Genomic DNA, 12,640 nt, shown 5'->3' with positions numbered 1-12,640 from the left:
CGCGCAAAACTACAATTTTATACCATTTTAAAATAAAGTTCCTAAATTATTTTTATTAAAAAACAACAACTTAATAACCCAATCTTTTAAAACAAAACAAACAGCTCTTATTAAGAAGCTGTCTGTTTGTAGTAAAGGAGGATTTACTAATTCAAATTATTTACATTGCAAAACTATTTCATTTACCAATGAATTATGTAAAATAAACATTACAAAAACGATTTAGCTTTACTTTTCTAAACATAGTATAACAAAAAACTTTCAATCAACATACTTAAACCTTAGATCATCAATATTTTCAAAATAAACTTCATTTGATTTCTTCTTATTAAAAACAACAGAACTACTATCAAAATTACAAGTTATTGATTAGTTAATCACACAAACTAGTTCTTTACATTTATCAATATTTATTTTTATCGCTTAATTCTTTTTTATGGACTTATCAAATGTTAAACTAATTGTTACAGATTTAGACGGAACACTTTTAAACTCTAATCATGAAGTAAGTGATTTATTTTTTGAGTTATTTAATAAAATTAAAAAACATAATATCTTATTTACTGCTGCGAGTGGAAGGCCTTTATATAGTATGAAAGATAAGTTAGCTAAAATTGAAAACGACATTATTATAGTGGCTGAAAACGGAGGTTTAGCTGTAAAGAAAGACAAAACTTTGTTATCCACTGCTATGGAAACTTCTAATTTATTCATGATTGATAAATTATTAAAAACACTACCTGAAGCACATCCTGTTTTTTGCACTAAAGACCAAGCATTCACCACTAGTAGCAATCCTGAATTATTAAAACTTCTTGCTGAATTTTACAAAAATTACGATGCAATTAATTCTGTTAACGATATAAACGAACCTGTTTATAAAGTAGCTATTTACCACGAAGTTAGCAGCGAACAGTTTTTGTATCCACATCTGAAACATTTAGAAGGAAACCTCAAGGTTAAAGTATCTGCAAATCATTGGGTTGATATTTCTGAAATGAAAGCAAACAAAGGTCATGCTGTAGCATTAATTCAAAAAGAATATAATATTTCCTACGAAGAAACTTTAGTTTTCGGTGATTACAACAACGACCTTGAAATGTTGAAAAGAGCTCATTTTAGTTATGCCATGGAAAATGCGCATCCTCAAGTAAAAAAAACAGCTAATTTTTCTACAAAAAGTAATGATAATTTTGGTGTAGAATCTATTTTAAGAAAACTACTCTATTCTAAAGAAAAGTAAGTTTACAATTTATAATGATTCATAATTAGTTTTTCGTAAACCCTATCAGGTAAAACTCTTTTTAAAAAAACAGAAAAGCGTTCCATAAAAGCGCCTACTTTATAATGAAGTTTTGGTTTATTAGTCAATATAATTTTATGTATTGCTTTAGCCATAACTAAAGGATTTAAACCTTTATCTACATATTCATCAGTTACTTTTAAGTTTTCCTGATAAATTTCTTTATACGGTGAATTTTCTAAAACAGGTGTATAGTATCTTCCAGAGGCTATATTTGTTGCAAAACTCCCTGGAGCAACACTAACAATATTTATTCCAAATTTTTTCACCTCCATACTTACAGATTCAGTTAATAATTCTAACGCTCCTTTACTTGATGAATAGACACTTCTAAAAGGCAAACCTGAATATCCAGCTATAGAAGTAATATTTATAATCAAACCTTTATTTTGCTTTCTCATATGAGGCAAAACTGCTTTCATAACACGAATAGGACCTAAAAAATTTGTATCAAAACCGTTTTCAACTTCTTCTATAGAAATATCTTCCATAGCTCCCATAATACCTTTTCCTGCATTATTAATTAAAACATCTACTCGCCCTTCTTTATCTACAACCTCTTGCACAGCTGAAAAAACAGTTTCAGATTTTAAGACATCTAATGCTACCAAAGGAAATTTTGAATCTTTAATACGATCTGGGTTTCTGGAAGTCCCATAAACTATGCATCCTTTTTCATTAAGATATTCTCCAATAGCTCTTCCTATGCCTGAAGACGCCCCTGTGATAAAAACCACTTTTTTCATATTCGGAAATTGAATGTTTTAAAACTAACATTCCTCTAAAAAAACAAAACATTCTTATTTACAAATATTTAACTCTTTTTCAGAAGAAAAAGTATTTTTGATTGATTTTACTGATCAAAAGTCCGCAATCATTGTATTTTTTCCAAATTTTTCCTGTAAAGATTTTGAGGTCTTTTAAAAATTAGGTACTTTCGGTGTTGAAACACGTAATTTAATTATTCCCTATAAAGTAAATTTTATAATTATGAAAAAATTGTTGCTTATACTATTCGCAATCTCACTTGTAATTTCTTGTGAGAAAAAAGAAAAGCCTAAAGATTTCTTAGTGCTTTCTGGCGAAGTTGATAATTTTAGAAAACGTACAATTGAACTTACCGGTCATAATTTTGAAAAGAAAATTCGTTTTGATAGAAAAACGAAAACATTTCTTGACACTTTAACAAATATTACTCCTGGACACTATATTTTAAAAATTGGTAAAAGACCAGTTCAAGTATATTTAAGTTCTATTGATGATTTAAAGTTAATTGTTGACGCAAAAAAGAGAACAAAAGATCCTGTTTTTCAAGGACCTACTGCAAACATCAACAATTACATTACTGAAAAAGCTAAAAAACTTGGTGTAGTACTTGGTAACGCTAACAAACTTTTCTCTATGAATGAAGAAGAGTTTTTAAGTAAAATGGATGAATACAAATCTACTTTAGAAGATTTAGCAAATAGTTCTCAACTTCCAGCTGATTATTTAGAAAAGGAAATGAGAAATATTAACTATGAATTCGCTCTAGCAATTAAGAACTACCAGGGTTTCCATAGGATTTTATATGGAGATGAAGAATTCAAAGTATCTAGTCAGTTTCCAATTGATATTCCAAGAGATATTGATTTAAACAACAGTGAAGATTATGTTAACTCTAAACCTTATAGAGATTTAATCAAAGCTAGATTAGATGATGTTACAAATAAGAAAAATAGAACCGATGGTGATTTCGACTTATCGTATTTAGAATCTGTTCATACAGAAATCAACGATACATTAATAAAAAATGATTTATTACATAAAGCCGCAGAAAAGCAAATCACCACAACTATAAACTTACAAGAATACTATAGAAAATATAATAGTTATTCTACTAATCAAAAAAATAAGGCCGAAATAGGAGAACTTTACAACAAGTTAAAATTAACTGCAAAAGGTCAACCTTCTCCTAAGTTTAATAAATTAGAAAACTATAATGGAGGCACTACATCTTTAGATGATTTAATAGGTAAAGGCAAATATGTATATATTGATGTATGGGCTACTTGGTGTGGTTTCTGTAAAAAAGAAATTCCATTACTTAAAAGATTTGAACAGCAATTTCACGGCAAAAACATTGAATTTGTTAGCTTAAGTGTCGACAGACCAGCTAACAAAGAAAAATGGAAACAAACTATTAAGGATAGAGAAATGAGTGGAGTTCAGCTTTTTGCTGGTAAAACACAAGAAGAATTACAATTCACTAAAGATTACTTAATTAAAGGGCTACCAAGATTTATTTTAATTGACCCTGATGGTAAAATTGTAACCGCTAACGCACCAAGACCAAGTCGAAGTGAAGAACTTAATGAATTATTTGAAAGTTTAGGTATCTAAAACATATTTAAAACTAAAAAAAAGAGTTATGTTCATCATAACTCTTTTTTTTGTCTCACCTCCAAACCAACTTATTAAAATCAAAATAGCATGAAAATCAAACATTACCTATTAGGTATAGTTATCACATTTATAAGCTGTAAAGAACAGAAAACAAAAGATTATTTAATATTATCTGGTAAAGTAGAAAACTTCAAAAAAAGAAAAATCAAACTTTCTGGTTATAACTATAATAAAAGCATTCGTTTTCACAAAAAATCCAATAGTTTCTCTGACACCTTGAGAAATATAAAACCTGGTCATTACAAACTTCAAATAAATCAGAGAATCGTCAATATGTATCTATCTAGTTTTGATGATCTAGACTTGGTTATAGACGCTAAAATGCGATTAAAAGACCCTATATTTAATGGCAAAAATGAAAGCATAAACAACTACTTAACTAAGAAAATAAAAAAGCACAGCTTTATTCTTGGGAGTGCAGAAAAATTATTCTCTTTAGATGAGAATGAATTTCTAAGTAAGATGGATAAATATAAATCTGCTTTGGATGATTTAGCCTTAAGCTCTAAATTACCTAAAGAATATTTCATTAAAGAAAAAAGAAATATTCACTACGAATTTGTTCGCAACATTAAAAATTACCAACCTTATCATAGAATGCTTTATGGTAATAACAAATTTGTTGTTTCAGAATATTTTCCTTCTGAATTGGTAGAAGAAATAGACATCAATAAAAATGAGGATTATATAAATTCTTTATCATATCGTTTACTTGTAAAAGAACTTTTAGAAAAAAAAGCAAATGAGAGAAAATCTAAAAAAAGAGATTTCAATTTAGCTTTCCTAGAAACTATACATGTTGAAGTTTTTGATACTTTAGTAAAAAATGACTTGCTACATAATGCTGCAAAAGAAATTATCTATAGAGTTGATAATTTAAATGAGTATTATAAAAAGTATATGCTTTACTCTACTAACGAAGAAAACAAAAAGGAAATTACCAAAATATACAACAAGCTAAAACTTACTGCTAAAGGAGAGATTTCACCTAAGTTTGAAAATTTAGTTAACTATAACGGAGGAACAACTTCTCTGGATGATTTAATTGGTAACGGAAAATATAAATACATTGATATTTGGGCCACTTGGTGTGGTATCTGTAAAAGAGAAATTCCACTTTTAAAAAGATTAGAGCAAAAATACCATGGTAAAAACATTGAATTTATCAGTATTAGTGTTGACAAAAAAGAAGACAAAAAGAAATGGGAATCTATTATAAAAGATAGAGAACTTGGAGGAATGCAACTATTTGCTGGTGAAACTAAAGAAGACTTTAAGTTTACAAGTGATTATTTGATTAAAGGATTACCTCGATTTATCTTAATTGATCCAGATGGAAAAATAGTAACAGCTAACGCTCCTAGACCAAGTGAAGGGAATAAATTAGAAGACTTACTCAATAAGTTAAGCGTTAAATAATAAATTAAAAAAGGTATAAACTAAGTTTATACCTTTTTTAATTTATTTCTTTTTACTTCTAATAATTATCTCCATCTAATAAATCTCCAATTCCTCCTAAAATACTTCCTTCTCCCTTACTCTTTCCTCCACCAGGAATAGAAGAAAGAACCCTTCCTGCTAATCTACTAAAAGGTAAAGATTGAATATAAACTGTACCCGGACCTCTTAATGTTGCAAAGAACAAACCTTCTCCTCCAAAAATTGTGTTTTTAATTCCACCTACAAATTCTATATCATAATCTACATTCTGTGTAAAACCAACAATACAACCTGTATCTACTTTTAAAACTTCCCCAGGTTGCAATTCTTTTTTTGCCATAGTCCCACCTGCATGTATAAAACCTAAACCATCACCTTCCATCTTTTGCATAATAAAACCTTCTCCACCAAACAGACCTCTTCCTAATTTTTTCGAAAATTCTATACCAATAGAAACTCCTTTAGCTGCACATAAAAACGAATCTTTCTGACAGATAAACTTACCTCCAAACTGAGTTAAGTCAATAGGAATGATTTTTCCTGGATAAGGCGAAGCAAATGATACTTGTTTTTTTCCATGACCTTCATTAGTAAAAACAGTCATAAACAAACTTTCTCCTGTTAATATTCTTTTACCTGCAGAGAAAATTTTTCCCAACAAACCTTTTTCTTGATTTGATCCATCTCCAAAAATAGTGTTCATTTTAATTCCTGAATCCATCATCATAAAACTTCCGCTTTCTGCCACTACTCCTTCTTCTGGATCAAGTTCTATTTCTACAAATTGCATTTCCTCACCAAAAATGCGATAATCTATTTCGTGAGCATTTTTTAAAAACATAAATTCTATTTTTATTTGATTAGACTAAAAATATTTCTATTTGTTACGATTTTACTTTAATACTCCATTCAAAATCAAATTTAGATACAGAAACCCCATTTTCATTAAATCCTTCTGAAGTTAAAATTATAGTTTGCCCTTCTTTAGTTTCAATAGCTTCTTGTATTTTCTTCTGAATTAATTCTCCTTGGTTGCACTCGAATATAATTCTACCAGTCGCTTTTTTAGTAAAAGTTGCATTCATATTAGTTACCAACATAGAAATACGCTCACCAGAATCTTTAATACTTTTTACCATTAAAATACCTGTTGAAAATTCAGCTGCCATTCCTTGTACTGCCCAAAACATAGATTTAAATGGGTTTTGATTAATCCATTTATGTTTTACTGTGATAACTGCATTTTTATCAGATATTGTTTTTACTCGTATACCTGTAATAAAAGCAGAAGGTAATTTATATAATAAGTAAAGATTAATTTTTCTAGGTGTAAACTTCATAAAAATGTATTTAATCGCAATTTAAGTCTTTTTATTTCTTAATTATTATCATAAAACCACTTAAAAAATGTTAAAATACGTTAAATTACAGTACTATGTATTGCATAATACCTTTTTTTAGACATATATTTGCAATGTAAAGTATTATATAAATCATTTTATTATGAAAAATCAGAACGAAAACACTAATGCTTTTTTGATACACATTTCATCTTTCGCAGGATATTTATTTCCTTTAGGAAGTATTATTACTCCTCTTATTTTGTGGCAAGCACAAAAAGATAGAAGTCAGTTTTTAGATGAACATGGTAAAGAAGCTGTAAATTTTAATATTAGTTTTGGTCTATATATTTTTATTCTAAGTGCTTCTTTTTTCACGTTTTTCATAAGAAACATTTTTAGAATATTAGATAGATTCGATCATATAGATTTTGGTAATCAAATTAGCTTTAATGGTGATTTTTTCAGTTTCTTTGGAATTTTCTCTATCGTAGGAATTGTGTCACTTATTAAAATTGCTTTGGTAATTATAGCTTCAATGAAAGCAAATAATGGAGAACATTACAAGTATCCATTTATTATAAAATTTATAAAATAACATCCCTTATTAATGAAGATAGAAAATACAAAAGCACAGATGCGAAAGGGAGTTTTGGAGTATTGTATACTTTCCATTTTACAAAAAGGAGACGCATACACTTCAGAAATCTTAGAAACATTAAAAAGTGCAGAAATGATAGTAGTAGAAGGTACAATTTATCCGCTACTAACAAGGCTTAAGAACGCTGGACTTTTATCGTACAGATGGGAAGAATCTACATCTGGACCTCCAAGAAAATATTATGTATTAACCGAAAATGGTAATATGTTCTTAAAGGAACTCGATAAAACGTGGAATAATTTAGTAAATGCAGTAAATCAAGTAACAAGTACAAAATCAACATCAGATGAATAAGACTATCAATATAAACTTAGGTGGATTCTTCTTCCATATAGATGAAAATGCCTACCAAAAATTAAAACGCTATTTGGATGCCATATCCAAATCGTTAAGCGATGATCCTCAAGGAAAAAATGAAATTATAGCAGATATTGAAGCTAGAATAAGCGAATTATTATCAGAAAGAATTACTGATGCAAGACAAGTAGTTAATGAAGGTGATATTGATGAAATCATCGCTATAATGGGGCAACCTGAAGATTACACGGAAGCAGAAGAGTCTTATAACGAAAACTACACATACACTAGAAAAAGAAACACTAATAAGAAATTATTTAGAGACGGTGATAGTAAATTTTTAGGCGGTGTAGCCTCTGGTATCGCACATTATGTAAATGTTGATATCATTTGGATTCGTTTAGCATTTATTCTTGCAGCAGTAACAACTGGAGTTGGAGTTTTAGCTTACATTTTATTATGGGTTTTATTACCTGAAGCTAAAACAACAAGTGAGAAATTACAGATGGAAGGCGAGCCTGTGAATATCGATAGCATTGAAAAAAAAATTCGTAACGAGTTTGAATTCCTCTCTACGAAGCTAAAAGATGGTGCCAATGAGCTCACAGACAAGATTTCTAGTGCTGATTATGAGAAATTACGCACTAACACCAAATCTGGTCTGCAGGATTTTCTAGATACTGTAGGAAAAATTCTATCCTCACTTTTTAAAATTTTTGGAAAGTTCATTGGTGCTTTACTTGTATTTGTTTCTAGTATAACTCTAGTTTCGTTATTATTTGCTCTATTTTCTGTAAGTAGTTTGGAAATATTAGGGTTTGAAGGTGATTTTGTAGATGCTCCTCCGTTCTTTTATGATTCAGTTTTTCCTAAATGGTTATTAACGGTCTTCGGTTTAATCGTTGTAGCTGTTCCATTTTTCGCACTATTAATTTTAGGGTTAAGAATTCTTTCTCCTAACATTAAAAGAATTAACACAACTACTTCATTAAGCTTATTCGGTATTTGGTTAGCCGCATTACTTATTGTTGGATTTTCGGGAATAGAATATGCAACTTCAAGAGCAAGAACAGGAATTAAAGCTAGTAAAAAGAACATTCAATATAACGCTACTTCTCCTTTAAAAATAGGAGTTCAAAATGATAATGATATTTACTACTTACATAATTTAGAAAGAAGAAGAAATTCTAAAGAAGTTTATGTTGATGATAAAAAAATGAAATACTCTAACAACATTAAAATTGATGTTGAAAAGAGTGAAACAAATGAAGCTTACATTGAAATTAAAAAAGAATCTGAAGGAAGAAAAAAGAGATTAGCCATAAAGAATGCAGAAAACATTATTTATAAGTTTGATTTAGAGAATAACAAAATTGTTTTTGACGCTTATTTCTTATCTGACTATAAAAATATTTGGAAGAGAGAAGAAGTATACTTAACGCTTTTTATTCCTGAAGGCACTACTCTTTTCTTTGAAAAATCTTCAAAAAAATTTTTATACGACATAGAAAACACTCAAGATATATATGATAGAGATATGGGAAATCATTATTTTAAAATGACTACTAATGGTTTAGAGTGTACAGATTGTGAATCTACAAACCAGGAAGATGCTCCTTCTCGTTTTAAAGATGACAACGACGAAAATAATGACGACAATAACGATGATGAATTAACTTTTTTATTCGATAGCACAATTAACGATACAAAAGCAGAGTTCATCATTAGTAAACAAACTACGGAAAAACAATTAAATCGTTTAATCAACTGGTTTAAAGACAAAAAGAATATTGATATAGACATTTACGATCCTCTATTTGACTCAGAAGATAAAATTAAGAGAATCACCTTAAAAATAGATTGTAACGATGGACATAGAGGTGAATTAAAAATTACAAATGGAACTTTATCAAACATTCCTAAAGGTTTCCTTAGAAATTATGATGAAAATGAAGGAATTTTAGCATTTAAAATCTGGTAATTAAAAAGCTAACTCAAAAAACAACTAACTATGAAAGAACTTTTCGACTTTTTCTTTAAAGGAGACCTATTTTGGAAAATAGTTTTATTAATTTGGTCTCTGTTATCAGCTTTGTTTGTAAATGGACAAGTTGATCAGAACTCGGAACTATTTAAAACTTTAAAAAGTAAAGACAGTATAATTTTCGAACGTACATTTAACAAATGTGAGTTACAAAAGTTAGATGATATTATCGACCAAGATTTTGAATTTTATCATGATTTAGGTGGTATTGAAAATCGAGAAGATTTTTTCAAGTCTGTTCAAAAAAATATTTGTGCAAACAAAAACGAAAAGCCAATAAGAAAATTAGTTGATAATAGTTTAAAGGTGTATCCTTTAACAAAAAATGGAAAAATATATGGTGCCATTCAAAAAGGCAAACATACATTTCATATAAGAAAGAATAACAAACTCACGCCTACAGGATCTGCATTATTCACACATGTATGGATTCTAAATAACAACATATGGAAGCTGAAACGAGTTTTAAGCTATAATCATCTTCCTGTACAAAATTAGTTTATCGGTTAGCTAACTTCTAAACTAATACTTGGTTTACTTTGCCAAAGCTCTTTAGAGCTTTGGCTTTTTTGTTTCTTTTCTTAATTTTACTACATGAAGAAAATTTTCACATTCTTTTTTTACTGGACAACTTTAATTCTTTTTGCTCAAAAACTACCTAAAGGATTTTCATACATAAAGGATATTGCTCCTAGCATCCAACAAGAGTTACGCTATTGTTACACAAATAACTTTGTAGGAACATCAATAAACGGATATGAAGAACCTGTTTTAATCACCTCTACAAAAGCCGCACTTGCATTAAAAAAAGCCCAAGATCAACTTATAAAAAAAGGACTTAGTTTAAAAATTTTTGATGCTTACAGACCACAACGTGCAGTAAATCATTTTGGCAGATGGGCAAGAATTCCAAAAGATACATTAACCAAACAACAATTCTATCCAAAATTAAACAAACGTAATCTTTTTAAATTAGGTTATATTTCAAGTAGATCTGGTCATTCCAGAGGAAGTTCTATAGATTTAACTATTATTAATTTAAAAACTAATAAAGAACTAGATATGGGCGGACCTTATGATTTTTTCGGAAAAGTTTCTCATGTTTTTTATAAAAACATTACTAAAAAACAGAAAGAAAACAGGATGTTACTACGTAATATTATGTTAGCTAATGGATTTAAACCTTACTCATATGAATGGTGGCATTTTACTTTGCGTAATGAACCTTTCCCTAAAACTTATTTTGACTTCCCTATTAAGTAAGAATTAACATTTCTTATCGACTATATTCAGCAAATCGGCACTATCTTTGCAATAACTTGTTTATTATGCGATTACTATTAAACATTTTTATTTTTTCTTTATTGACTAATTCATTTCATGCTTTAGCTCAAGTTGACGGAAGTACTAGCGGTACAAAAAAAGGCACATCTATTGGAATTGTTGCAGCTCCTGCAAAAAAAATAACCAAACCAAAATCTTTAGGTTTCGGTAATAATGATGGATTTAAAAAAGCTAATGACGAATTACAAAAAAAGAAAAAAAGAGAAAAAGCTGAAGAAGATCTAAAAAACAAAGGGATTTTAACCAAAGCTAAAATAGCTGAAGAAAGATATTTAAAAAACTTCCAAAGAATAAATGGTCAATTTAGTTATCCTGTAATCGATCAAGATTTAGGAAGTATTACTACCAATTCAAAAACAATTAATATTATCTGTAGAGACCATCAATACCCTGATGGAGACAGAGTTAGTATTTATATTAACGATATTCCAGTTATAACAAATTTAACTTTAAAACAAAGCTTTCAATCTTTCAAAATTCCTTTAGAAGAAGGCGTTAATAAAATTAAAATAGTAGCTCTTAATCAAGGGTCTTCTGGACCAAACACAGCTGCTTTTAAAGTTTTAAATGATGCAGGAATGGTACTTTCTTCTAATGAATGGAATCTAGCAACAGGTGCAAAAGGCACCCTTGTTGTAGCTAAAAGTAAATAATTCTTCGATAACGTTTGAGATAAATCCTACTTATTGCGTTTTTTATTCTACAAAAAACAGTTATTTTTGTTCTTGCATTTATATTAAGCAACTAGAAACAAACAACATTCAGAATGAAAAAAATAACTAAAGAAACCTATCTTGATTGGTATAAAGACATGCTATTTTGGAGAAAATTTGAAGATAAATTAGCAGCTGTATACATCCAACAAAAAGTAAGAGGTTTTTTACACTTATACAATGGGCAAGAAGCAGTTTTAGCTGGAGCTTTACATGCGATGGATTTAACTAAAGACAAAATGATTACCGCTTATCGTAATCATGTTCAACCTATTGGAATGGGTGTAGATCCAAAAAGAGTAATGGCTGAGTTATATGGAAAAGCTACAGGAACATCTCAAGGTTTAGGTGGTTCTATGCATATTTTTTCTAAAGAATTTAGGTTTTACGGAGGTCATGGAATTGTAGGTGGACAAATTCCTTTAGGTGCTGGAATTGCATTTGGAGATAAATACCACAATAGTGACGCGGTTACTTTATGTTATTTTGGTGATGGAGCTGCTCGTCAAGGTTCGTTACACGAGACTTTCAATATGGCAATGAACTGGAAATTGCCAGTAATCTTTATTTGTGAAAATAACGGTTATGCAATGGGAACTTCTGTTGAAAGAACAGCAAATCATGAAGATATTTGGAAATTAGGTTTAGGTTACGAAATGCCTTGTGGACCAGTTGATGGAATGAATCCTGTTAAAGTTGCTGAGGCAGTTGATGAAGCTATCCAAAGAGCAAGAAAAGGCGAAGGTCCTACTTTCTTAGAAATGAAAACATATAGATATAGAGGTCACTCTATGTCAGATGCTCAACACTATCGTACAAAAGAAGAAGTTGAAGAGTATCGCAAAATTGATCCTATTACACAAGTATTAGACATCATTAAAGAAAAGAAGTATGCTACCGATGAAGAAATCGATGCTATAAATAAAGAAGTAAAAGAAATGGTGAAAGAATGTGAAAAATTCGCTGAAGAATCTCCATTCCCAGAACTTAATATTTTACACGATGTAGTTTACGAACAAGAAGACTACCCTTTCATTAAATAATAATAACCAA

The 12,640-nt window shown here is 29.4% G+C and carries 13 protein-coding genes; 10 read left to right on the top strand and 3 right to left on the bottom strand.

Annotation, left to right across the window (positions count from 1 at the left end):
• Positions 1–436: 436 nt before the first annotated feature.
• The gene (locus tag AC2TEO_RS14870; RefSeq protein ID WP_442265566.1) at positions 437–1,243 is read left to right on the top strand and encodes an HAD family hydrolase; all 807 of its coding nucleotides are present in this window, start codon (positions 437–439) and stop codon (positions 1,241–1,243) included.
• A gap of 2 nt (positions 1,244–1,245) precedes the next feature.
• On the opposite strand, the gene AC2TEO_RS14865 is transcribed toward AC2TEO_RS14870, so the two are convergent.
• Positions 1,246–2,049: an SDR family oxidoreductase gene (locus AC2TEO_RS14865; protein ID WP_442265565.1), complete on the bottom strand. Its 804-nt coding sequence runs from the start codon at positions 2,047–2,049 to the stop codon at positions 1,246–1,248.
• A 244-nt stretch (positions 2,050–2,293) separates the two neighbouring features.
• Between AC2TEO_RS14865 and AC2TEO_RS14860 the strand changes: the two genes are divergently transcribed.
• Both AC2TEO_RS14860 and AC2TEO_RS14855 read left to right on the top strand, forming a co-directional pair.
• Positions 2,294–3,685 (top strand): TlpA family protein disulfide reductase, encoded by a 1,392-nt coding sequence (locus tag AC2TEO_RS14860; RefSeq protein ID WP_442265564.1) that lies wholly within the window; start codon positions 2,294–2,296, stop codon positions 3,683–3,685.
• A 90-nt stretch (positions 3,686–3,775) separates the two neighbouring features.
• Positions 3,776–5,167, top strand: a complete 1,392-nt coding sequence (locus AC2TEO_RS14855) for a TlpA family protein disulfide reductase (RefSeq protein WP_442265563.1) — start codon at positions 3,776–3,778, stop codon at positions 5,165–5,167.
• Between the two features lie 58 nt (positions 5,168–5,225).
• On the opposite strand, the gene AC2TEO_RS14850 is transcribed toward AC2TEO_RS14855, so the two are convergent.
• The gene (locus AC2TEO_RS14850; RefSeq protein WP_299675455.1) at positions 5,226–6,029 is read right to left on the bottom strand and encodes a TIGR00266 family protein; all 804 of its coding nucleotides are present in this window, start codon (positions 6,027–6,029) and stop codon (positions 5,226–5,228) included.
• 43 nt (positions 6,030–6,072) lie between these two features.
• Positions 6,073–6,528, bottom strand: coding sequence for a DUF4442 domain-containing protein (locus AC2TEO_RS14845; protein WP_442265562.1), 456 nt, complete (start codon positions 6,526–6,528; stop codon positions 6,073–6,075).
• A 163-nt stretch (positions 6,529–6,691) separates the two neighbouring features.
• Here AC2TEO_RS14845 and AC2TEO_RS14840 point away from each other — a divergent pair, with 163 nt between their 5' ends.
• The 7 genes from AC2TEO_RS14840 (at position 6,692) to pdhA (ending at position 12,630) form a co-directional block, all read left to right on the top strand.
• The gene (locus tag AC2TEO_RS14840; RefSeq protein ID WP_442265561.1) at positions 6,692–7,126 is read left to right on the top strand and encodes a DUF4870 domain-containing protein; all 435 of its coding nucleotides are present in this window, start codon (positions 6,692–6,694) and stop codon (positions 7,124–7,126) included.
• Between the two features lie 12 nt (positions 7,127–7,138).
• Entirely contained in the window at positions 7,139–7,483 is a 345-nt protein-coding gene (locus AC2TEO_RS14835; RefSeq protein WP_095073895.1) for a PadR family transcriptional regulator, read from the top strand.
• Positions 7,476–9,467: a PspC domain-containing protein gene (locus AC2TEO_RS14830; RefSeq protein ID WP_442265560.1), complete on the top strand. Its 1,992-nt coding sequence runs from the start codon at positions 7,476–7,478 to the stop codon at positions 9,465–9,467. Before AC2TEO_RS14835 ends, AC2TEO_RS14830 begins: the two co-directional genes overlap by 8 nt.
• Before the next feature lie 30 nt (positions 9,468–9,497).
• Positions 9,498–10,028, top strand: a complete 531-nt coding sequence (locus tag AC2TEO_RS14825; protein WP_442265559.1) for a nuclear transport factor 2 family protein — start codon at positions 9,498–9,500, stop codon at positions 10,026–10,028.
• A gap of 96 nt (positions 10,029–10,124) precedes the next feature.
• Positions 10,125–10,793: a M15 family metallopeptidase gene (locus AC2TEO_RS14820; protein ID WP_442265558.1), complete on the top strand. Its 669-nt coding sequence runs from the start codon at positions 10,125–10,127 to the stop codon at positions 10,791–10,793.
• Positions 10,794–10,858: 65 nt separating this feature from the next.
• Complete coding sequence (locus AC2TEO_RS14815) at positions 10,859–11,527, top strand: hypothetical protein (RefSeq protein ID WP_442265557.1); 669 nt, start codon at positions 10,859–10,861, stop codon at positions 11,525–11,527.
• A gap of 113 nt (positions 11,528–11,640) precedes the next feature.
• Complete coding sequence (gene pdhA / locus AC2TEO_RS14810; protein ID WP_442265556.1) at positions 11,641–12,630, top strand: pyruvate dehydrogenase (acetyl-transferring) E1 component subunit alpha; 990 nt, start codon at positions 11,641–11,643, stop codon at positions 12,628–12,630.
• Positions 12,631–12,640 lie beyond the last annotated feature (10 nt).

The organism is Tenacibaculum aquaeponti (genome assembly GCF_057221555.1).
Note: the sequence above shows the minus strand (reverse complement) of the source record. Positions and strands in the feature narration are given on the sequence as shown.